The following is a 23,916-nucleotide window of genomic DNA, read 5'->3' as shown; positions in this document are numbered from 1 at the left end:
CTTCCTTTTTTCGCTTCGCTCAAGGAAACTTCTTCTTTAACTTCCCTTTCCTGGGAAAGTTGAGTAAATGAATAATGAAGTCAAATTAAAAATAATTATAAGGATGAATAATGTTTTGAAAAAGACGGGAATGATGATGGCTATGGCTGCTATTATTTCCCTGGGAGCATCATGTAGTGATGACAACAACGAGAATCAGAGTGGGGACAATGCCCTTAGTGTGAACGAACAGAAGATGGAGGCCATTACCAATCAGTATGTCACGAATACCATATACCAGACATATGGGGCAATCGCCGATGCCACCAATCAACTGTATGAGAATCTTGCAGCTGTCACTGAAAAGTTTAAAACCGATCCACAAAGTGTCAGTCAGAGTGACATCGACAATATCTGCCAGATCTTCCTTGAGGCACGCGAAGAATGGGAGAAGAGTGAGGCGTTCCTTTATGGTGCAGCTACCGACTTCGGTATCGACCCGCATATCGACACTTGGCCTCTTGATGCCGACGGACTTGCCACTGCCCTGAAGAATGCCGACCAAGTGGCTAAGCTCGAAGGGGAGGACGGTATTGCTTATGCCGGAGGTAAACTCGGACAGGAACTTCTTGGATTCCATGGCATTGAGTTTATCATCTTCCGTGATGGAGCCAACCGCAAGATTGCCGACCTGAGAGCCGAGGAGACCAATGAGGCGTTCACCAAGATTGGCGCTCACGTCACCGGACTACAGGAACTCATCTATGCCACTGCAGTAGCCGGCGACCTGCGCGACCGTTGCTTCCAGATGGAGGTGGCATGGAATGCAGATGCCCCTCAGAGTCATATTAACAGAGTGGAGGAAGTAGAACTTCCCTTCACCGTGAATGGAGGATCGAAGTCGTATGGCGAGAATATGCTTGCCGCAGGAAAAGCCGGTAGCACTTACGCCTCTTGGCAGGAAGTGATGGTGACTATCTTGCAGGCTGGATGCGAGAATATCGCCAATGAGGTTGCAAACACCAAGATCGGCAATCCCTATTCAGGCGAGGATGTCAACTATATCGAGTCGCCCTACAGTCACAAGTCATTTATCGATTTCCACGACAATATTCTCAGTATCGAGAATTCCCTTTACGGCGGCAGAAAGGCTGACGGAAGAGATACCTCGAAGAGTATCATCCAATATATGAAAGACAATTCCTATCCGTCTCTCGCCTCGCTTGAGACAGCCGTGGCAGAAGCTATTGCCGCACTTGAGACATGCCAATCCACACTTGGCAGCTTTGTGCAGAATGTCAACAATACCCTTGTAGGTGAGGCTCAGAAGAAGGTGCAGATTCTTGATGATGAACTCGTCAAGGCTGCCGGATGGTTTGCAACTCAAAAGTAAATGATTATGAAAAGAATATTTGTTATTATGATGGTAGGTCTAACTGTAGCATCGTGTAGCGACAGCAACGATGTGGCAGGAGAAGAGGGCGGACAGGCTTCCGCCTTCGAGGCCGACTATATTGGTAAGGCAGTAGGTAATTTCTCTGCTGATGAATGGTATCCCGGTGGCTTGCTCGGCACTACTGATAATGTGACCGCCGGATGTTATGAGGATGAGGCTCCCGCCGTCACCCAACAGGGACTTGACGCGGAGTTCAATCTCGGAGAAACATTCTTTGAGCGCAACTTCAACTCTGCTACAGCTCCGTTCAACGGACTCGGTCCGGCATCGCTCCGTCGCTCGTGTATCGACTGCCATCCAGGTTATGGACACGGCAAGCGACAGACGAGCTATAAGTCGCAGTTTGGCAATGGTTATCTGCTTGCCATCTATCATCCTGTTGATGGTCAGAACAGTAACGATGGGCCGTATATCTCCGAGGTGACGGGTATGCCGCAGACACAGGCATCCTATCCTTTCCTGCCTCCACTTGACGAAGACCAGATAAGAATCTCGTGGCATGAGGTGACAGCAATGGAGAGCGGATTGCCTATGGAGTTTGAGGACGGGGAGAAATATTCGCTCATCTATCCCGAGGTGTATATCCCCACCACGGCATTCAACACAAAACCCCAACCGGAGAACATTGCCGTGCGACTGGAATCAACAATTGGTATTATGGGTACAGGTCTTCTTGATGCCATCACCGAGGACGACCTGAGGGAGCAGTATCGCCAGGAGGCTAAATATGTGGAACTCAATCCCTCGATGTGGGACAAGGATGCCAATGACTTCGCCTCTACGGCATGGTACACCCTCGCCGACGGACAAAAGGCGGTGAAGAGGTTTACTTATGCCCTCACCCGTGCCTCACTCCAGGATGGTGCCGGAGCTAATGCCATCTGGAACATCACCAACGTTACACGCAGCGACCGACCGAAACTCTATACCACCACGGCATGGGCCGACAAGATGGCCGAGACTCCTTCGGTGATTGAGGCGATAAAGAACGACCAGCTGTCGCCTTATTTTGCAGATGGAACAGACGATGGTATTGCCGATGCAGTGCGCAACCTGCTCAGTCCCGCCACCAACCAGTTTGACAATCCGTGGTATCGCTTTGAGGCTGAGATGAGCGACTACAACTACTATGCCTTCCTTGTATGGCATCGCGGACTGTCTATTCCCCGTGCCCGCAACCTCCAAGACCCAGTGGTACAACAGGGCAAGAAGGTGTTCAAGGAGATTGGATGCGCCACCTGCCATCGCCCCTCTTGGACTACAGGCGAAGACAATTATTGGGCTCCCGCCATTATCGGAAGTCGCCCATTGCCCAAATATCCCAAGCAGACTATATATCCATATTCCGACATGATACAGCATAAGCTTTCCATGAAGAATGACATACATGCATCGTGGTGCCGCACCACTCCATTGTGGGGACGAGGACTCTCGCTTGTGAACACCGGAGCGGAAGACCGACTGCACGACTGCCGTGCGCGCAACGAGATAGAGGCCATCATGTGGCATGGATACAGCAAGGACAGTCAGGCCTACGAGTCAACCTTGAAGTTCTATCACCTCAGCAAGTCCGACCGTGATGCCGTTGTCAAATTCCTACGGGCAATATAATTGTCAACTAAATATATAACATGAAAATCCCTTTAGCCATACTTTATGCCGCAATCGTGGTGCTCTTAGGAGTTGCCACGATTGTCGGCGAATATTCAGGAACAGATTATGCGCGGGAAGAATGTTACGGTGCTACATGGATGATTGTTCTATGGTTCTTTCTCGCCCTGTTGGGCATATACCATATATTGCGCAGTCGTGTGCGCCGATTCTCCTTTTTCCTTCTCCATGCCTCGTTCGTAGTTATTCTTCTCGGCGCATTTCTCACTCATCTCTTCGGCGTGCAGGGCACTATCCATCTGCGCAAGAGCAGCTTTGTCTGTCGCTTTATGCCTTCAGCCTCCAGTGCAGAGGGCACAGGGCAGTCATTGCCTTTTGCCGTGCGACTTGATGATTTCTCGGTGGAACTATATTCCGAAACCGGTAATGTTGCCGACTACAAATCCACCATCACCATAGCCGATATATCCTCGCATGATGTCATCTTGCAGGAAGAAGTGGCGATGAACAAGATAGTGGTATGTCGCAACTGGCGCTTTTATCAGTGGTCATACGATGACGACGGAATGGGAGCCACGCTCATCGTCAATCACGATCCCTGGGGCATCACCGTCACATATATTGGCTATTTCCTCCTGTTTATAAGCATCTCGTGGGAGGCATTCCGTGGTTGCCGCCATCTCCTTAGGCGCAAGCGCAGGGAGGGCGGTTTCACTTCGTTTGAGCGTGCGATACTTATGATTGCCATATCGCTCAGTTCTTTGATTATTCTTTTCGGGGCATGGTTCTTCATCACCCAAATGACAGAGACGAATCCCTGGATTGCCGACATGCAACCGATTCTCAACTCGCCATTCCTCAGTTTGCATGTGGCGATAGTGTCGGTGGCTTATCTGTTGTTGCTCCTTGCCTTTATAGTCTCCATTCCCGGCATCATAACAGGCCGTTATCTCCTTCTCTCGCGTCTTATGCTCTATCCCTCAGTGGCATGTCTTGCCATTGGCATCTTTGTGGGAGCGATATGGGCAAATCTCTCGTGGGGCGAGTATTGGAGTTGGGACCCCAAGGAGTCGTGGGCATTGGTGTCTATGATGGTCTATGCCGTGGCTCTCCATGATCGCAGCATTCCCTGGCTTCGCAGTGCCCGCCACTATCATCTCTTCATAGCCTTGTCCTTCCTTGTGCTCCTCATGACTTGTTTTGGAGTTAACATGCTTCTCAGCAGTCTGCATTCCTACGCATAATTTTTATACATGCTTTATTTAAACCACAGAGATAAAGAGAAATAGAGTTTTTTGTTTTATAGAGTAGGTCGCAAGCGACGGAGGACACAGAGTTTCCATGCGGCAAACATAATGCGCAGCCCTCTATGAGCTCTAAATGCCTTGGCATTCACCCTCTTTCATTAGTATAAATACTCTATATCTCTTAAACTCTGTGGTTCAAAATCATTTGAGAAAGTTGAGTCATTAATTTGGTTGTTTCGATATTTTTCAGTATCTTTGCACCCGATTTTCACATCAGGTCGCATTTTTTTCAGATATTGATTAATATGGATAATAAACAAGAGATATTTCCTTTAGTGGATGAAGAGGGAACGGTGATTGGTTCAGCCACCCGTGGCGAGTGTCATAGTGGCAGCAAGCTGCTTCATCCCGTGGTTCATCTGCATGTGTTCAACTCTCAGGGGCAAGTGTATTTGCAACGGCGTCCTGACTGGAAGGACATCCAACCGGGGAAGTGGGACACTGCCGTAGGCGGACATATCGACTATGGCGAGAATCCCACTGATGCTCTGCGTCGTGAAGTGCGTGAGGAACTCGGCATTACCCATTTCACTCCCCGCAGCCTGGGCAAGTATGTATTCGAAAGCAAGAAGGAGCGCGAACTCGTGTATGTCAACACCACTATCTACGACGGTGTTATCTCCCCATCCACAGAAGAACTTGCCGGCGGTCGTTTCTGGACTATCGACGAGATACGCGCTGCCCTCGGTAAAGATGTATTAACACCAAATTTCGAGAGTGAGTTCTCCCGTTTCTTCCTAAATAATTAAATGGGTTACTTCTTCAAGTTAGATTACGACTTGTCAATCATTAACAGCAAGGGTAACGTATTTATATACTTATACATTTCAGATTTTATCACTTAGGCTATTATATATTAATGTGAAGCCCTTGTTTGTTTTATATTCCGCACTGCGGTATGTACGTTCCGCAGTGGGGAATGTACGTTCCGCAGTGGGGAACGTACATACCGCAGTGCGGAACATAGAATAGATACCTGTTCTTACAAAATTATAATAGCTTTAGTGAATACTTTACGACAACTGTTATCTCACATTCACTACTACTATCCACATACTATAATAATACCCATTCTCTCACGCGTACGAGCGCACGCGCACGTTCTATAAATTTTCAATTTCTTCTATCACTTCTATCACTAATGGGGTTAAACTCCACATTCTCAGTTGTTTAATTAGTGATAGAAGGTGTGATAGTAGTGATAGAAGATGTGATAAAAGTGACAGAAGAGAGGCATTTTTACGCAAAAACACGCTAAATTAACATATTTTCACTTGATTTTCCCCTCGTTTCAATACTATGCAGCCCTAATCTACACTTGAAACCCTATCTATGTTGAATACATATCGGACGTGATTAACAAGGCGGCAGCCTTGCCGCCAAACTAAATTATGCTCGAAGAGGGAAGTGATTACGTTGTCAAAATGACTTGTTTGTGCAAGTAATGACGCCAAATACATGATAAAAATATCAAATTTTCACTACAAACAATAAAAAATTAAGTGTATTCTGCTGAATTATGAATAATTATTTGTATCTTTGCCCTCGAACAAGAGAAAGAATCTTGATTGCAGATGAACGTATCTAAAGCAAAGACCGCAACAAAAATGAACAAATTCACAATACAGCAACTCCAGCAGATGCGAGAATCCGAAGACCGCGTTGAGTTCAAGGCGGGCGAAGGAGGCAACGTTTCCTACGATGGTCGAGGCAAGACCAATCCGAAAGATCGTCGCCGCTGCATCCTTGGCTACGTCATCGCCCTTTGCAACGAAGGTGGCGGTCGCCTCGTAATAGGTATGCACGACAACTATCCGCATCGTGTCACAGGCACTCGCCAGGCGCAAGATGCCATCGGACGGCTGGAGTCGGACATCTATCGAGATACAACTATTCGCCCTGAGATTTACGAACTCTATGATGAAGAGAACCGTCGTGTATTGGTGATAGAGGTTCCTTCACGCCCTATCGGCAAGGTCTTCAAGTTCGAGGATGTGCCTTTGATGCGTGTTGGCGAAGAACTAAAGCCAATGTCCGATGCCATGTATCTCAAGATACTTCAGGAGTCAGAGCCAGACTTCTCAGAGAAGATCTGCGAAGGACTCTCGCTTGAAGACCTTGATGAAGAAGCTATCCGTGTGATGAAGAAAAAGTATGCTGACAGATGGGAGAAACCGGAATTCAACAACATTCCAACCAATCAGGTACTGAAGGATTTCATGCTGATGGATAATGATGGCCATCTCAACTATGCTGCCTTAATCCTGTTGGCAAAATCAGAAGTCATCTATCGTTATTTGCCATGTGACAATGTAGTTGTTGAGTATCGCCTCTATCACCACATGATAGAATACACGGCAAGAGCCGAGTTTCGTGAACCACTATTCTTGCTTGTCGATCATGTATGGGATTACATCAACCAACCCGCAAGTAACCCCCTGCAGCATTATCGCGATAAGTTTGCACGATATGCGTTGCCTGCGTTCAACGAAGATGTTGTACGAGAAGCTGTCCTCAATGCCATTTGTCATAGAGTGATGTTCATACAAAGCGATATTGTCATCAAGCAATATCCAGATATGCTTGTCATTACAAATGCCGGCGGTTTTCCTGTGGGTGTAGATACAGACAACATCTTGTCTGTTAACAGTATGCCAAGAAGCAGACGTATCTGTGAAGTACTTCAGAAGACTGGTCTTGTAGAGAAAAGAGGACAAGGCGTTGACCGCATGTTTGCTATCAGCATCTCAGAAGGAAAGCCTATTCCCGATTATTCTCTGACCGATGAGTGGCAGGTATGCCTTCGCTTGCATGGCACAATCCAAGACCCCGCCCTCCTGCTCTTGATACACGACATTCAGCGCAACCGTGCCACAACAGAGCAACTTAACGCTTTCGATCTTCTTGCCCTCTATCGAGTATCAAGAGGCGAAAGCATCCGCAATGTCGATAGTGTTACTCTCAAAAAGCTGCTTTCACAAGAACTTCTGATAGAGACTTCTGATGGAATCAAACTCACACCTCTCTACGATGAAATGAAACTACGAGCAGGTGTAACTGACAAAACAGAAGACAAGAATATCCAAGTAAATGATACGGCAAAAACATCGCAACTTACTGAAAGACAGAAAAAGATTTATCATATCATAAAAGATGGTACGATAAATGATACCGTAAATGATACTGCAAATGATACTGTAACCGCCAAAACATTATCAGAAGCATTAGGTGCCAGCATTATAACCATAAAACGTGATCTTGCTGCCATGCAATCCGTGGGTGTCATAAAGCGTGTCGGAAGTGACAAAACCGGGCATTGGGAAGCAATCGTAAAATAAACATACAAAGATTTAGAATGCCATTCGGAATAGACATAAAGGAAGAAGAAATTCGGTCTTGGGGACATGGAATCCTTGAGACACTACTTCGTGACCGTAGCACAGGCGAAAACATCATCTGGGCAACCGATGACTATGCTGAACGTGGCGAGGGTTATACTTTCTATGACCAGATAACGGCAGAGAAAATCTGCTGTAATGAGAGTCGTGTGATAGTGCCAAGAGTCTTAAAGGACAAGGATAGTCAAAAGAACAGAGCACGAAAGATGGCAGAGGTGTTCACCCCTTCTTGGTTGTGCAACCAGATGCTCAATGATGTTGATGAGCGTTTGTTTGGACGCAAGGATGTGTTCAATACTTGCACCGAAATGGGTAAGGTTTGGCAACCAACAGAAGCACCGGTGTTTAAAGAAACTGACACATTGAAATGGAAAGAGTACATCACCAAGACAGTGATGGAAATTACTTGCGGCGAGGCTCCTTTCATTGTCAGCCGTTACGACACTGTAACAGGACGTTTCTTTGATAATGTTAATCAACGAATTGGATTCCTTGACCGCAAACTTCGTGTAGTTACAGAGAATGCCAAGGAGAAAGAAGAGTGGATACATTGGGTAAAAATTGCCTATAAGTGTTCTTTCGGCTACGAGTGGCAAGGCGATAACTTGCTCCTGGCAAGACAAAACCTGCTGATGACTTTCTTTGACTATTACGAAACGGTTTGGAACGAGCAACCATCTTGGGAGTTAGTTGCAGAAATGGCAGAGATTATTTCTTGGAACATCTGGCAGATGGATGGGTTGAAGTACGTACTGCCTAAAAGTTGTAAGACACAAGTCATCGAAGAATCTGACATCTTTGGTGAGATTACTCGCAAGGAAATTCCATGCGAAGGCTGCCTAAAGGATTTGAAGCATAAGCACAATGGAATCTATGCCAAGATGATGGATTGGTCAAAAAATGAGGTTGTTGATGCAATAACATTCTTAAATCAAAAGGACAATGACAAATAGTGCTATCATAGAAAAATTCATCGTAGGACGCGTAGAGCCTCACATTTATGCGTTCGAGACAGGCACTGTGCCAAACTATTTGAAGATTGGTGACACGTATCGTCCTGTTGAAACGCGCTTGAATGAGTGGCGTCGTTATTTTGTTGACCTACAAAAGCGATACGATGAACCAGCAACCGCTGGTGATGAATACTTCCGTGACCTTTCGGTTCACGAATACATCATCCGCGAGAAGGGATGCAAACGTCTTGAAAAAACAACCCTTCCGAACATCCCTTATTACTCCAACGAGTTCTTCGAAAATGCGACAACAGATGATGTGAACGAAGCCATTCAAGACATCAGAAAGAGTGCAACGGATAAAGATGGACGTTACAAGCTCTATTCGATGAAGGATGGCAGAGTGCCGGTTGACTTCCATTACGAAAGAGGTGAAGAACCCATAATACTGCGTCCTAACCAAGAAGCGGTAGTCAAAAGGTTTATAGAAGCTAAGAACCATCGTCGAACCCATTTGCTCATGTATGCTGTAATGCGATTCGGAAAATCCATTACAGCCATGAGTTGCGCAAAGGCTATGGAAGCCCATCTTGTAGTTGTGGTTTCTGCCAAAGCCGACGTCAAGACAGAATGGAAGAAGACTGTAGAGAGTTTCAAGAACTTCGAAGGCTATGAGTTTGCCGACAGCGATGATTTGAAACGCAACGATTCGTTGGTAAAGCAAGCAAAAAGGGAACGCAAGAACCTTGTTGTTTGCCTTACGCTCCAAGACCTCAGCAGCAAGGAGGTGAAGGCACGTCATAAGGACTTGTTCCGTCAGAGCATAGACCTTCTGATTGTTGACGAGACACACTTTGGAGCTCGTGCCGAACATTACGGAAAGGTTCTTCCTTCTGTAGGCTCAACATCTAAGCAGGAGCACAAATATGATGCAGAATCTGCTGATGATCTGGATGCTCATGTCAAGCAATTGAATGCCAAGATGCAATTACACTTGTCCGGAACGCCTTACAGAATTCTGATGGGTAATGAGTTTACGGACGAGGACGTTATCTGCTACTGCCAGTTCTCTGACATTGCTCAGGCAAGCGAAGAATGGGATAAGGAAAATCTTGACACCAAGGACGAATGGGAGAACCCTTATTATGGATTCCCTCAAATGGTGCGTTTTGCTTTCAATCCTAATGAATCATCCTTGCGAAAGCTTGCAGAACTACAGAAGAATGGCATAACGGTTGCTTTCAGCGAATTGTTTAAGCCAAAATCCATCACTAAGTCACCCGATGGGTTGCACCAGAAGTTTGAACACGAAACAGAAATACTTGATTTCCTTCATGCAATAGACGGGACAGAAGAAGATGGAAACATACTTTCATTTCTTGCCAACGAGAGGATTCAAAACGGCAAGCTCTGTCGCCATATTGTTTGTGTACTTCCTTTTCGTGCTTCATGCGATGCAATGGAACAACTTCTTGTCAATCATGCCAAGGAGTTTAAGCATCTTTCTAACTACACGATACTGAACATCTCTGGCGTTGAAAACGAGCGACTTTTCCCAAATGTGGATTCTGCCAAGAAGCGAATCGCAGATTATGAAGCAAACGATCAGAAGACTATAACGCTTACCGTATCAAGAATGATGACAGGCGTTACGGTTCCGGAATGGGACACGATGCTCTATCTGAAAGATACGGCTTCTCCACAAGAATACGACCAAGCCATCTTCCGTCTGCAAAGTCCTTACGTCAAGACCTATAAGGATGAGGAAGGTAACGAAATAAGGTACAACATGAAACCTCAAACGCTTCTTGTTGACTTCGACCCAAATCGTATGTTCATTCTCCAGGAGTTACGCGCTCACATTTATGACATTAACACAGATTCCAATGGTAATACCAATCTGGAAAAGCGTATAGAACGCGAGTTGCACGTATCACCTATCATCTGGATGAAAAAGCAACGCCTGCAAGAGGTTACTCCCGCAAACATTCTTGATGCAGTTCGTGCATACTCCAACGAGCGGAGCGTTCTTGATGAAGCAAAGGAAGTACCTGCGGATTTGTCGCTTGGTGACATTGACGAACTGAACTCTATAATCATGCGTCAGCAACCAATCGGTGCACGTGGTGGCTTGAAACTGAAACCTGCTGCAGAAGATGGTGACGATGATTTGGATGTGCCAGACGTACCCGACTCGGGCGAACCATCCGAAAAGAAACCCAAAGAAGAGAACGAAGCAAAGGAAGACAATAGTTTTGAGAAGCGTTTGCAAACTCTCTATTCGAGGATTCTTCTTTACGCATTCCTCACAAACGATGAGGTCATCTCGCTTGAAGCTATGGCACTTTCTGCAAATAGTGGCAGTAACAACAAACGAATACTTACAAATCTTGGATTGGATGTAAAGACGTTGAAACTCCTGTTCAAGCACCTGAACCCAAACGTTCTTCATCAGCTCGACTACAAGATTCACAATATCAATTCACTTGCTCATGATGAATCACTTTCGCCTATTGAGCGAGTAGAGAATGCCATGAGGAAGTTCGGTCGATGGTCAACTTCTGAGATTGTTACTCCGAATCACTTGGCAATACAGATGTTGTCGGAACTCCCTCGGGAACAGATCACAGCCGACACCAAGTTTATGGATATTGCATCGAAGGAAGGTGAATTTGCATACGCCATTATCCAGACATTTGGTGAGCAATACAAGGACAAGATTTATTCCATCCCGACATCAACCATTGCCTACGAGTTCACACGCAAGGTTTACGAGGCACTTGGAATGCCCATAGAGAACATAGAAAACGAATTTAATTCATACGACCTCATCGGTGAAAACGCTGAGGTTCACATAAACAAGATAAAGAGTATGTGTATAAACATAGCAGTAGGAAATCCTCCTTATCAGGACGAAGGCGGTTCTGGCGGAACCAATGATGCGCCTATTTATCAGAAATTTTGCAAGGTAGCAAAGGAAAACACTTCAAGTATGTCATCGCTTGTAATTCCAGCAAAGTGGTTTACTGGAGGTCGTGAGCATTTGCTTGGAGAATTCCGTAGAGACATGCTCAGTTCAAATGAGGTGTCATGTCTAACTGCATATCCAAATCACAAGGAATTGTTCCCTGAGGTTGAATTGAAAGGTGGAGTATGTTATTTTGTGCGAGGAAAGAAATATGATGGTGCTTGTAACTACTCTACAATTTCAAACGGAGTCATTGAAACAGCAGAGGTTAATCTTAGCGAAATGGATGTCTTTGTTAGAGAACCATTGAAGGCTAAAATCGTGGCAAAGGTCCTTGCTGTAGCCAAAAACGAAGGGCAGAAATTTGTCAGCGAGATACTATCTGCAGATACACCATTTGGCGTTCCTACAAACCCTACCAAGAATAAGAAAATTGTTTATGAGGTTAAAAATGATAAAGACGACGAGTTTGTTGTAGAACTTCATTATCTTATTAACAACAAAAGGCATTCGGGTTACATTAAACGAGATTCAATCAAGAAAAATCCAGATGACATAGATAAAATAAAAGTTTATGTGCCTGCAGCCGGTGGTTCTGGTAATGATAAATTAGTGTTAGGTAAACCTATAATTGCTATGCCTCCATCTGTTTGTTCTCAGACATACTTGTATGCTACATTCTCAACACTCAATGAAGCTGAAAATTTCGTTTCTTATCTGAAGACACGATTCTTCCGCTTCCTTGTATCTGCCATAAAGATCACCCAGCACGCCCAATCTTCTGTTTACAAATTCGTTCCTGTTCAAGATTTCTCCGAAGTATGGTCGGATGAGAGACTTTTCGACAAATATGGAATAACTGAAGACGAGAAAGAATACATTATGGCAGGAATAAACATCATGGAATAAACAATAATCTATGGGTACAGATTCTTTTGACAAATACAATTACAAGGTAGAAGGACTTGTCTGTAGTAAGCCAGAAGGCTATCAAGTGTGGCTTGGTTACAGAACAGAAATCTTCTCATTGCGAGATTGGACAAGGTTCTATAATTGGGACGAAGATGAATGGCATCAAATCGAAGAGAGTAATTTATACAAGAAGGATTACCCAATAACATTTGAGGTCTTTGGTCACATGCCAGAAGATGATTTCTTTATCAAGTGGGAGTGCTTGAATGTAAGTATTGTTGAAGATGGTGGCTGGAAATCCGACTTGGATTCTGTGCCATCAGATTATCATCGTAAACAATACAAGAAAACCTTCCGGGAATTTATCCGTGAGACAATCGAAAAACCAGAACCACGTCTTGATGATTGGACATGGCTTACACGAGAATATTAAGAATAATGTACTAGCTGGTGTTTATCACTACGTTCCGATGCAAGACTTCTCTCACTCTTGGACGGACGAAATGCTATACGAAATGTACGACATTACAGACGATGAGAGAAAATACATTGAGAGTATGATTAAGCCGATGAAAGACGAAGAAGCTGGTCAATTGACAATCAACTTCTCGTAAGACCACTTAAGTCTTTAGGTTAAATGTGATTTCTCAGAGTGTAAAAATCATAATATACATGAATAATAATAACCGCACATGGCTTGCCTTTGCCAACCGAAAAAGGTGCAGACATGCTGATGCTATCCATGCCCTTGGATTCATCAGTTGGAGAATGGGAAGAGCACGCTTCGCCATTGGTGATGTGGTGTATCTCTTCATGTCCGATGAGCGATGCGTACGATTCAAGTTGATTGTAACAGCAGAGAATTGCAAACGTGAAGATCAAGCATTTTGGGAGGAGGCGTCTCCAAATGATATTACTTACAAGCTTGAACTACTCGAAGAGTATGATGGTGCTCATCTTTCTGAACAAGAGTTGTGTAAACATGGTTTCAAAGGAGGTCGAGCACTTGAGGTTCCTAATTGTAATAATACAGAACTTATTTCTTACATTCAAACCATATTCTAAATATGAAAGGTGACGCACAACCACTAATCAAGTTCTTTGATGGATCAGACAAGAGATTCATCATTCCATTATACCAGCGTAACTACGACTGGAAAGAGAATAATTGCGAGCAGTTGTTCCAGGACCTGATAAAGCTCCATAATAGTGACCGAAAGAGTCACTTCTTTGGCAGTATAGTTTCAAGCATACTGTCAGGAACAGAAGACAGATTTATCATTGATGGACAACAGCGAATTACTACTGTTTCGTTGTTGCTCATTGCGATGGTGAATGCCAAAAAAGAAGGACTGATTGAAGCTACAGATGCTAAACTTGTTGAGAAAATCTTCAAGCGTTATTTGGTGGATGAATACCAAGAAGACGAACGAAAGGTGAAATTGAAACCTATCAAGAAAGACATGCAGGCTTTTGACGCTTTGCTGTATAAGCCTAAGGAGCAATATATCAAAGAGTCGAATGTTACCCGCAACTACGACTTCTTCTATGATAAGATTATTCATTGCGGATTGACTATTGACGAACTTTTTGAGACCATCAAGAAACTGGAGGTCATCAATATTCGTCTTGACGAAGATGATGACCCGCAGTTGATATTTGAGAGTCTGAACTCTACAGGTCTAGATTTGAGTGAGGCAGACAAGATACGTAATTACTTGTTAATGTCACTCGCTCCAACTGAGCAGGATGACTTGTATACTCGATATTGGAATCCTATCGAAGAGTTCACAAAGTATGACCCATCTTCTTTTGTGCGCGATTACCTTACCATGAAGCAAGGAAAGATCGGTCGTATCGACAAGATATACTTTATCTTTAAGGAGTATGCCGAAAATATAAGTGTTGACAGGGGAACACTCTTGAAAGATATGCATCACTATGCCAAGATATATAGCCAAGTGGATTGTGCTACGATAGGTACAGATTAACTGAATAGGAAGCAGAATCTGCATCGCTTGATGATGAGGACTATGAGTTCACTGGCAAGAAGCTGCAAGCATATATGCTTCATGGGGTCAGATATACGGTTAACACTTGGAAGGAAATGCTCATTCAGGTTTGTGGACACATCCTACTTGAGAAGCGTTCTACCATTGAATGGCTTTGCGCAAACGAAAAGTGCAGTTTCTCAACTACACCGGAAGAATGGAGACGCGAGCTTGCACCGGGAATGTATGTATGGACGGACAATAGCACAGCCACCAAGATCAACATTTTGCATGGAATGTTTGAGGAATGCAATATTCCCGCATCGGAACTCGTTTTTGAATTCCGTTCAGAACAGGAGGGAGAAGACGAAGAGTAATTTCAAATTATAGAAAAGAAAATGGCAACATTTAGGTCGATAAAAGAACTGACACGTGCACTTCAACAGGGATCAAAACTGCTGAGCAAAATGTTCTTGCAGCGCAAGACGATTGCTGTGAAGTATGACGATGCCCTTGACACCCAACCTTCCAGGGCTACGCTTTGTTATGAATCTTTTGAAATCTCGTTAATAAGGAGTTTTACATCGGCTTCGGTCATGCCTGTAGCTATGGCAATAATTGAAGTGAACCCAACATAACGAAACAAAGAGAGGGGAAGCCAGGCTCCCGCCTCGCTTGTTCCGGTTGTCCCAATGTGGGAAAAAGCCTGCCTGAAAATCAATCACCGCAGTTTTTTTCCTTCCTTGACACAAATATTACATACACCCACGATTTTTTTTCTAAAAACATTTGTCAGTCTCGATTTTTTTCGTAAATTTGCAGTCAATTAACGAATACGACACTAACAAACGACAATGAGAATACGAATATTGACACTACTATATATGGTGGCGTGGATCTTTTCTGCATCTGCCATCAACATAGAACACAGAGACTTTATGTACGACCACGTGGGAGCCGAACAGGGACTGCCCAGCCAGCGCGTGTATTCGCTCGCAGAAGACTGCAACGGTGCCGTATGGGCAAGCCATAAGAACGGCGTGACACGATGCAACGGACGAATACTCGAAAACTATACGCTCGACAACGACGACAAGGCCATCGATACTGGCGGACTCGTGATAAAGCTGCTCAGACTGCCCGGAGAACGGCTCATGGCCTACGACAACAAAGGCAAGCTCTTCGTCTATGAGGAGGCACTCGACCGCTTCATCACAACCTTCCCCGAATTCACCCAGCATCTGGCAAAGATAAACAAGACTCAGGGCGACGTCATCCTCAAAGACATCAGTATCGACGGCGACAACACACTATGGGCCTCGACCAGTAAGGGCATGTTTCGCATCAGCGCCGACGGAAAGACGTTTAAGCGGTATCACAACAACCTATACGTCAACTCCGCGACTATTGCCGACAACCACATTGTGCTCTGCTCCACCACAGGCTCGCTGCTCATCGACCGCAAGACGATGAAGACCGTGAAGAAGCTGTGCAACTGCAATACCGAGATGGCCTTCTACGACGACAAGGCAAGGAAGCTGTGGCTCGGCACGTTTAACAACGGCGCTATAGTGATGAGCACCACAACATGGCAGCCCCTGGAAGTGGATCACCGCCTGAAGGAGATACACAATCCCATAAGAGCAATAGAACTGCTCAACAACGACTATATCCTCCTCGGCATCGACGGCGGCGGAGTGTATGCCGCCACACGCGACGCCGACGACTCGCGGCTGCTGTTCGTGAGCGACGAGAAGACCGACTACGTGCTGCACGGCAACGGCATCTACGACATACTCCGCGACGCCTACGGTAATATCTGGATAGGAAGCTACACGGGAGGCATCGACGTGGCTTACCTCACGGGAGAAATAATACAGCCCGTAGGACACAAGACTGGCAACGAACAGTCGCTCATCTGCAACGGCGTCAACGCACTCATAGAAGTTGGCGAGACGATGGTCTATGGCACCGACCGCGGAGTGAGCTTTTATGACAGGAAGAAAAAGCTGTGGACCCACACGCTGCAAGGCAAGGTGGTGCTCGCCCTGTGCAAGCATAACGGAACCATACTCGCAGGCACCTACGGCGAAGGCGTGTTCGCAATATCACAAGACGGGAAAAGTACGCAATTGTATTGCGCCGAAAACAAGAAGATAGCCACCAACTACGTGTATAGCCTGTGGCAAGACCGGAAAGGAGGACTCTGGATAGGATGCCTCGACGGCGACCTTGTGCATATAGCGTCCAACGGAACACACAGACACAAGATACAGACCGTACAGAGCATCTCAGACATGCCCGACGGACGCGTGGCGGTGTGTACGGCCAACGGCTTCTATGCCATCAACCCGCAAGACGGCACGACCAATTACTACTTCTCGCCCGAAGAATTGCAGGGACGCAACATCAACAGCTATGTCACCGGCGCACTCTTCACTGGCAACAACACGGCATGGGTAGCCACCGACGGCGGAGGCATATACAAATACAACCTCTCGTCGAGACAGCTGACTCCCATCAACCAAGCCAACGGACTGCCATCAAACAGCGTCAGCGCACTATGTCTCGACCCCAAGGGACGCATAGTGGTGAGCACAGACCACGGACTCGCCATCATCATCCCCTCGTCAAACGAACTGTATAACATCAACTTCATCAAAGGCGCGAAAAAGGAATACAATCGCAGCGCAGTGGCTGCACTCGCCGACGGACACATTGCCTTCGGAAGCAACAGCGGAGCCGTGATCATCAATCCCGCACTCATCGACAAACTGCAATACGAGACCCGACTGAGGTTCATGCCACTCAACGTGGAAGGCGACAAGGAACTCGGCGACGCCGAAAAGGAGGACATCTACAAGCAATATATCGACGGCAGCGTGGTGCTCGACTACACGAACAACTCGTTTCAAGTGTCGTATGAGAGCATCTTCTACCGATACAACGACGACATCCTTTACCAGTATAAGCTTCAGGGCTTCGACAACGTATGGAGCGAACCTTCGAGCGAGTCGTCGGTGAGATTCTCCAACCTCGAACCCGGGAAATATATTCTCACCGTGAGAAGCATAAGCCGCAACGACGGACGTGTGCTCGACACCAAGACGCTCGAGATAAGGATAAGACAACCTTGGTGGAACACCATCTGGGCATGGATAGTGTATCTCGCCATAGCGTTATATGTGGTGTATCTCGCCTTGAAAAACTATCAGGGCAAACTGGAACGGCGATACTTCAACGAAAAGATCGACTTCTTCGTCAATGCGGCTCACGAGATACGCACGCCGCTGAGCCTCGTGCTGGCTCCGCTCAACGACGTCGCCGCTGACAAGGGATTAAGCGACAACAGCCGGAAGATGCTCGACATAGCGAAAACCAACGGCGACAAGCTCTACGGCATGATCAGTGAACTACTCGACTTCCAGAAGGCCGACATCCTCGGAAACTCGCTGAAACGCATACCTATGAAGGTGAACGACCTGCTGAAGGTGAACGCCGAGAGGTTTGCGTCGCTCGCCAAGGAGAAAGACATCTGTCTCGACGTGGAACAGACTGACGACGACGCCGTGGTAGAGATGGACGTGCGACTCGCCGACAAGCTGTTTAACAACCTCATCTCTAACGCCATAAAATACACGCCCGAGGGCGGAAAGGTGGTGCTGAAGGCATGGACCGAAGACAAAAAAGTGAAGATCGAAGTGAGCGACAACGGCATGGGCATTCCCAAGGCCGACCAGAAGAATATATTCAACAGTTTCTACAGGGCTGAAAACGCCGTGGAAAGCAACATCACCGGAACGGGCATAGGACTGATGCTCGTGAGACGTATAGTCAACATCCATGGAGGAAAACTCTCCTTCAAGAGCGAGGGAGAAGGAAAGGGTGCCTCATTTGTGGTGACACTCAACAGGTCGGAAGCGCATCGCACCTCCAATGCCAAAAACGAACCTACAGAGATAAAGGAGGCTTATATCGACAACAACGGCAAAGAGACGGCCGAGAAGCAAAACGACATCATCCTCTTTGTGGATGACAACGCCGACCTGCGTCAATATTTTTCAATCACTTTCACCGACTCCTTCCGCGTGGTGACAGTCGATAGCGGCGAGGCAGCACTCGAATATCTAAAGGACAACGTATGCGACATAGTTGTCTCTGACGCGATGATGCCGGGCATGCAGGGCGAAGAACTATGCCGAATGATTAAGGACGACGCCGACACGTCGTGGATGCCAGTCATTCTGCTCACCGCAAAGGCTGGCAAGCAGTTTATGATCCAGGGACTGGACTGCGGAGCTGACGACTACGTCACCAAGCCGTTTGACACCGAGGTGCTGAAAAGCAAGATACGCTCAACGCTCATCAACCGCCGACGCATGAGCCAATATTATCTCAAAAGGGTGGAAGCCATCAACCAAGGCACGACGACCGAGACGGCTGACGTGGCTGCCAGCGACGACACCGGCGACAAGAAAGACATTGCCTTTATAGACGACGCCACACACATAGTGCTCAATAACCTTGCAGACACGGAATTCGGCATCGACGAACTATGCCGTGAGATGGCCATGAGCCGCACTCTGTTCTACGGGCGACTAAAGACGCTGACCGGAAAGACACCGCAGGACTTCGTGAGAGGCATACGTCTCGACCGCGCCGCGGCTCTACTCAAGCAACAGACACCGATTATCGACGTATGCGCCATGACGGGATTCCAGAACACGAAGCATTTCAGCACCGTATTTAAAAAGCATTTCGGCGTGTCGCCAAGCAAATATTGACTCCGTATCAGTTGTCTTTCAGCCGAAATGACAGAATACAAATCCAAAACAGTTGTCTTTCAGCCGAAATGACAGAATACAAACCCGAAATGATAGTATAAGAACCGTTGATTTAGGTTTTCGGCGTAACTTTGCAGCCGAAAACTTAAATTAACATTATGAGACATTTTTTCCTTTTACTGCTGGCAACCATCATAGCCGGCAACACAGTAGCCCAACCTACGGCTAAAGAATGGAACGACAACGTCGTAGGATGGAACCTCGGCAATCAGTTTGAATGTTCAGCTCCAGGACAAGACGGCGAGTCGATGGCCATAGGCAATCAAGACAACGCCGACAAGGCAGAGACAGCATGGGGCAATCCCACAGTGACAAAAAAAACCATCAAGGCCATCAAGGATGCAGGCTTCAACGCCATACGCATACCCGTGCGCTGGCAGTGCCACATCACCAACGACAAGGCGATGAGCGTCAGCAAGACATGGATGTCTCGCATCAAGCAGGTGGTGGATTGGTGCCTTGGCTGCGACCTGAAGGTGATCATCAACGTGCATCACGAGAAATGGCTCGAGAGCACACCTTATTATAAATATAAGGACAACAACTGCCAGAAGCTCGCGCTACTTTGGATGAACATCGCCAACGAGTTTGCCGCCTACGACTATCGGGTGGCATTTGCCGGAACCAACGAGGTGCACGAACCAGGCAAGTGGGGAGCTCCCGAAAAAGAGAACCTCGACGTGCAGAACGCCTACAACCAAACGTTTATCGACGTGGTGCGTGCCACCGGCGGCAACAACCTCAAGCGCAACCTCCTCGTACAGACTTACGTCTGCAATCCTGACTTCGGCATAGGAGGCGAGTTTGTCGTGCCTACCGACGCCGAAGGCAACGGCAACGACTATATGACTGTGGAATTCCACTACTACAATCCATACGACTACTGCGGAGAGTGTAAATATTTTTGGTGGGGCGAACCATATAAGCAGTATGGCGAGACCTCGCCCAGCGACGAAAAATCGCTCACCACATTCTTCGACAAGGTGGTCAACACATGGGCTTCACAGGGCCTAGGCATCTGCATCGGCGAATGGGGCGTGACCGACCATTATAAAGGCAATATCGACCTCCAGCACGAGAACATGACATACTATTGCAAGACCTTCGTCAGCGAGGCTCTCCGTCGCGGCTTCTCAACCTTTATCTGGGACAACAACAAGTTTGGAAGCGGACCAGAGATGTTTGGCATCTTCGACCGCGACCGTGGCATGAAGGTGAAGGCCACATGGATTCTCAAAGGAGTGATGGAAGGAAAAGAAACGAAAGCTCTTAATTTATAAACGTATAATCAAGGAAATGAAAAAGAAACAAGTACTAATATGTCTGCTGTTAGCAGGCATGGCATGGACTCCAGCCATGGCTCTTGCAGCTGCTGACGCAGCCAAGGGCACAAGTATTGTAGCTGCACCTGACAACAACGTGGTCAAAGGTACAGTGACCGACGCCGATGGTCCGCTCATCGGTGCGACAGTGAAAGTGGCCGGAACGACAAGTGGCACAGTGACCGACTTTGACGGCAACTTCTCCATCCAGTGCAAGCCAGGCGCAACGTTGGAGATATCTTACGTAGGATACAAGACCATCAGCGTAAAGGCGCAGAACGGCATGAAGGTGATGATGGAAGCTGACGGAAAGGTGCTCAGCGAAGTGGTTGTCACCGCGCTCGGCGTGAAACGCGACCGCAAGGCGTTAGGATATGGCCTCGAAGAGGTGAAGGGCGAAGACCTCACCAAGGCAAAGGAGACGAATGTCATCAACTCGCTCTCGGGTAAGGTGGCAGGTCTCGTGGTACAGAACACCGCTGGCGGCGCATCGGGTTCTACACGTGTGCTGCTCCGTGGTAACACCGAGATGGCCGGCAACAACCAACCGCTGTATGTAGTGGATGGTGTGCCTTTGGACAACACCAACTTTGGCAGTGCAGGCGAAGGCGGCGGCTATGACCTCGGCGACGGCATCTCGGCCATCAACCCCGACGACATCGAAACCATGACCGTGCTCAAAGGTCCAGCCGCATCGGCTCTCTACGGTAGCCGCGCCTCTCACGGTGTGATCCTCATCACCACCAAGAAGGCCGAGAAGGACAAGATCAGCGTGGAGTATAACGGCTCATTCACCATCGACAGTCAGCTCGCCAAGTGGGACGACATCCAGCAGGTCTATGGTATGGGCTACGGCGGCAAACTGCCCACATCGAGCACCTCGGGCACCAACTCCAGCTGGGGACCGAAGGCCGACGACTTCGTATATAAGTATTTCGACGGCGAGGAACACGCGTTTATGATGCATCCTAACAACGCGTCGAACTTCTTCCGCACGGGTTTCACCACGCAGAACTCTGCCATCCTCTCTGTCAACTCTGGTAAGACTGGCATGCGCTTCTCGCTCACCGACATGCGCAACAAGGACATCCTGCCAAACACTAACATGAGCCGCGATAACTTCAACCTCCGCGTAAACACTTCGGCGGGTCCAGTTGACTTTGACTTCACCGCAAACTACACACGCGAAGATGTGAAAAACCGTCCAGCACTCGGAGACTCGCAGAGCAACGTCGGCAAAAACCTCATGACACTCGCCGGCACATATGACCAAGCTTGGCTCAAAAACTACCAGGATGCCGACGGCAACTACCAGAACTGGAACGGCAACGACCAGTATAACAAAAACCCTTATTGGGACCTCTACAAGAACAGCAACACCTCGAAAAAAGACGTGTTCCGCTTTACCGGAAAGGCTATATGGAACATCGACGAGCACCTGAAGATTCAAGGTACCGTCGGTACGGATATCAACAACATGACCTTCCAGGACTATATAGCAAAGACCACTCCTGGAACACCAGCCGGTAAGCTCACCGACCAGATATTCAACAACCGCACGCTCAACGCCGAAATTCTCGCACTCTACAACAACTCGTGGGGCGACTTCGACGTCAACGCCACTGCCGGCGGCAACATCTTCAAGGTAAACAACAAGACCATCACCAACATCGGTCTCAACCAGCAGATGGATGGCATCGTCAACATCATGAACTATCAGGAGCAGAACGTGCGCGAGAGCATGTACCAGAAGCAGATCAACTCGCTCTATGCCAGCGCCAGCGTGGGCTATAAGCACACTTACTACCTGGAAGGCACCGTGCGCGGCGACAAGTCATCCACTCTGCCTATCGACAACAACACTTATGTTTATCCTTCTATTTCGGGTAGCTTGGTGTTCTCTGAGTTTATCAAAAACAAGAATATCATCAACTACGGTAAGGTACGCGCCTCGTGGGCAAAGGTGGGTAGCGACACCGATCCTTATCAGCTCGCACTCAACTATGCCACTGGCAAGTACAGCTATTCGGGCTATACCATCGGTATGATCAGCAACGCCACACAGCCAAACAAAGACCTCAAGCCGACGATGACCAGCTCGTATGAACTGGGTCTTGAGATGAAATTCTTCCACAACAGACTGAGCCTCGATCTCACCTATTATAATCAGACATCAAAAGACCAGATCCTCAGCCTCGCCTCTACCACCACCTCTGGCTACGCCTATCGTCTCATCAACGCCGGCCAGATACAAAACAAGGGTATAGAGATCGCCCTCAACGGACGAGTGCTGCAGATCAAGGACTTCGCATGGGATGCTGGAGTGAACTTCTCAAAGAACACCAACAAGGTGAAGTCGCTCGTCGATGGCATGGACTACTTCGAACTCGCCAAGGCTTACTGGTGTGGTGTATCTGTGGGCGCAAAGGTGGGCGAGAACTACGGCGCTATTCGCGGAAAAGACTTCCAGCGCACCGACGACGGACAGATCATCATCGACGCCACCAGCGGCCTGCCACTCGTGGATAAGGAGGTGAAGACCATCGGCAACTCGTCGTGGGACTGGACAGGTGGTTTCTACTCTACCTTCACATACAAAAACTTCCGTCTCTCTGCAGGCTTCGACGTGAAGGTGGGAGCCGACATCTACTCCATGTCGATGCGCTCGGCTTACCAGACTGGTAAGGCAAGCCAGACTCTCGAAGGGCGCGACGAATGGTATGCCTCTGAGGAAGCACGCGAGGCTGCCGGCATGACTGACGAACAGTGGCGCGCATCGGGCAACTGCAAGGGCTTCATCGCTCCGGGCGTCATAGCCAACGGCGACGGTACCTATCGTCCTAACGACATCCCCGTCAACCCCGAGACTTACTGGAAGGCCATCGCCAACAACGTGCAGAGCGCGTTTGTCTATGACAACTCGTACGTCAAGTGCCGCGAGATCACCTTCGGCTACAACTTCCCAGAGAAGATGCTCGGCAAGTGGGCAAAGGCTCTCAGCGTATCGTTTGTGGCGCGTAACCCGTTCATCGTTTGGAAAAACATTCCAAACATCGACCCTGACTCAAGCTACAACACCTCTGGTCTCGGTCTTGAATACGGTTCGCTGCCTTCACGCAAGAGCTACGGTATCAACGTGAATGTTAAGTTCTAAATAAACAAATACACAACATTA

At 47.4% G+C, this 23,916-nt stretch carries 15 protein-coding genes; all 15 read left to right on the top strand.

Annotated features, from left to right (window positions below; translation table 11 throughout):
- The first annotated feature begins 103 nt into the window (after positions 1 to 103).
- Positions 104 to 1,372: an imelysin family protein gene (locus tag CIK99_RS06920; protein WP_094380806.1), complete on the top strand. Its 1,269-nt coding sequence runs from the start codon at positions 104 to 106 to the stop codon at positions 1,370 to 1,372.
- A 6-nt stretch (positions 1,373 to 1,378) separates the two neighbouring features.
- On the top strand, positions 1,379 to 3,046 hold the full coding sequence (locus tag CIK99_RS06915) for a di-heme oxidoredictase family protein (protein WP_094380858.1): 1,668 nt from the start codon (positions 1,379 to 1,381) through the stop codon (positions 3,044 to 3,046).
- Positions 3,047 to 3,066: 20 nt separating this feature from the next.
- Positions 3,067 to 4,290: a cytochrome c biogenesis protein CcsA gene (ccsA, locus tag CIK99_RS06910; RefSeq protein ID WP_094380805.1), complete on the top strand. Its 1,224-nt coding sequence runs from the start codon at positions 3,067 to 3,069 to the stop codon at positions 4,288 to 4,290.
- Between the two features lie 302 nt (positions 4,291 to 4,592).
- Positions 4,593 to 5,102 (top strand): NUDIX domain-containing protein, encoded by a 510-nt coding sequence (locus tag CIK99_RS06905; protein ID WP_094380857.1) that lies wholly within the window; start codon positions 4,593 to 4,595, stop codon positions 5,100 to 5,102.
- An 858-nt stretch (positions 5,103 to 5,960) separates the two neighbouring features.
- The gene (locus CIK99_RS06900; protein ID WP_094380856.1) at positions 5,961 to 7,691 is read left to right on the top strand and encodes an ATP-binding protein; all 1,731 of its coding nucleotides are present in this window, start codon (positions 5,961 to 5,963) and stop codon (positions 7,689 to 7,691) included.
- Between the two features lie 17 nt (positions 7,692 to 7,708).
- The gene (locus CIK99_RS06895) at positions 7,709 to 8,704 is read left to right on the top strand and encodes a hypothetical protein (RefSeq protein ID WP_094380804.1); all 996 of its coding nucleotides are present in this window, start codon (positions 7,709 to 7,711) and stop codon (positions 8,702 to 8,704) included.
- On the top strand, positions 8,694 to 12,581 hold the full coding sequence (locus CIK99_RS06890; RefSeq protein ID WP_094380803.1) for a DEAD/DEAH box helicase family protein: 3,888 nt from the start codon (positions 8,694 to 8,696) through the stop codon (positions 12,579 to 12,581). The genes CIK99_RS06895 and CIK99_RS06890 overlap by 11 nt, the downstream gene beginning before the upstream one ends.
- A 10-nt stretch (positions 12,582 to 12,591) precedes the next feature.
- Positions 12,592 to 13,017, top strand: a complete 426-nt coding sequence (locus tag CIK99_RS06885) for a hypothetical protein (RefSeq protein WP_094380802.1) — start codon at positions 12,592 to 12,594, stop codon at positions 13,015 to 13,017.
- Between the two features lie 239 nt (positions 13,018 to 13,256).
- Positions 13,257 to 13,649, top strand: a complete 393-nt coding sequence (locus CIK99_RS06875) for a hypothetical protein (protein WP_094380800.1) — start codon at positions 13,257 to 13,259, stop codon at positions 13,647 to 13,649.
- A gap of 2 nt (positions 13,650 to 13,651) precedes the next feature.
- Positions 13,652 to 14,575, top strand: a complete 924-nt coding sequence (locus tag CIK99_RS06870) for a DUF262 domain-containing protein (RefSeq protein WP_094380799.1) — start codon at positions 13,652 to 13,654, stop codon at positions 14,573 to 14,575.
- Between the two features lie 116 nt (positions 14,576 to 14,691).
- On the top strand, positions 14,692 to 14,952 hold the full coding sequence (locus CIK99_RS06865; RefSeq protein WP_094380798.1) for a hypothetical protein: 261 nt from the start codon (positions 14,692 to 14,694) through the stop codon (positions 14,950 to 14,952).
- 21 nt (positions 14,953 to 14,973) lie between these two features.
- The gene (locus tag CIK99_RS06860; protein ID WP_094380797.1) at positions 14,974 to 15,213 is read left to right on the top strand and encodes a hypothetical protein; all 240 of its coding nucleotides are present in this window, start codon (positions 14,974 to 14,976) and stop codon (positions 15,211 to 15,213) included.
- A gap of 216 nt (positions 15,214 to 15,429) precedes the next feature.
- Positions 15,430 to 19,359 (top strand): response regulator, encoded by a 3,930-nt coding sequence (locus CIK99_RS06855; protein ID WP_094380796.1) that lies wholly within the window; start codon positions 15,430 to 15,432, stop codon positions 19,357 to 19,359.
- A 158-nt stretch (positions 19,360 to 19,517) separates the two neighbouring features.
- Positions 19,518 to 20,699 (top strand): glycoside hydrolase family 5 protein, encoded by a 1,182-nt coding sequence (locus tag CIK99_RS06850; RefSeq protein ID WP_094380795.1) that lies wholly within the window; start codon positions 19,518 to 19,520, stop codon positions 20,697 to 20,699.
- A 16-nt stretch (positions 20,700 to 20,715) separates the two neighbouring features.
- Entirely contained in the window at positions 20,716 to 23,895 is a 3,180-nt protein-coding gene (locus CIK99_RS06845; RefSeq protein WP_094380794.1) for a SusC/RagA family TonB-linked outer membrane protein, read from the top strand.
- Positions 23,896 to 23,916: the final 21 nt, after the last annotated feature.

This window comes from Prevotella sp. P5-92 (genome assembly GCF_002251245.1).
Classification (GTDB): Bacteria; Bacteroidota; Bacteroidia; order Bacteroidales; family Bacteroidaceae; genus Prevotella.
Note: the sequence above shows the minus strand (reverse complement) of the source record. Positions and strands in the feature narration are given on the sequence as shown.

Coding starts and splice junctions, on each gene's coding strand:
- CIK99_RS06920 (WP_094380806.1), top strand. CDS start 104: ATGAATAATGTTTTGAAAAAGACGGGAATGATGATGGCTATGGCTGCT.
- CIK99_RS06915 (WP_094380858.1), top strand. CDS start 1,379: ATGAAAAGAATATTTGTTATTATGATGGTAGGTCTAACTGTAGCATCG.
- ccsA (WP_094380805.1), top strand. CDS start 3,067: ATGAAAATCCCTTTAGCCATACTTTATGCCGCAATCGTGGTGCTCTTA.
- CIK99_RS06900 (WP_094380856.1), top strand. CDS start 5,961: ATGAACAAATTCACAATACAGCAACTCCAGCAGATGCGAGAATCCGAA.
- CIK99_RS06895 (WP_094380804.1), top strand. CDS start 7,709: ATGCCATTCGGAATAGACATAAAGGAAGAAGAAATTCGGTCTTGGGGA.
- CIK99_RS06890 (WP_094380803.1), top strand. CDS start 8,694: ATGACAAATAGTGCTATCATAGAAAAATTCATCGTAGGACGCGTAGAG.
- CIK99_RS06885 (WP_094380802.1), top strand. CDS start 12,592: ATGGGTACAGATTCTTTTGACAAATACAATTACAAGGTAGAAGGACTT.
- CIK99_RS06875 (WP_094380800.1), top strand. CDS start 13,257: ATGAATAATAATAACCGCACATGGCTTGCCTTTGCCAACCGAAAAAGG.
- CIK99_RS06870 (WP_094380799.1), top strand. CDS start 13,652: ATGAAAGGTGACGCACAACCACTAATCAAGTTCTTTGATGGATCAGAC.
- CIK99_RS06865 (WP_094380798.1), top strand. CDS start 14,692: ATGCTCATTCAGGTTTGTGGACACATCCTACTTGAGAAGCGTTCTACC.
- CIK99_RS06860 (WP_094380797.1), top strand. CDS start 14,974: ATGGCAACATTTAGGTCGATAAAAGAACTGACACGTGCACTTCAACAG.
- CIK99_RS06855 (WP_094380796.1), top strand. CDS start 15,430: ATGAGAATACGAATATTGACACTACTATATATGGTGGCGTGGATCTTT.
- CIK99_RS06850 (WP_094380795.1), top strand. CDS start 19,518: ATGAGACATTTTTTCCTTTTACTGCTGGCAACCATCATAGCCGGCAAC.
- CIK99_RS06845 (WP_094380794.1), top strand. CDS start 20,716: ATGAAAAAGAAACAAGTACTAATATGTCTGCTGTTAGCAGGCATGGCA.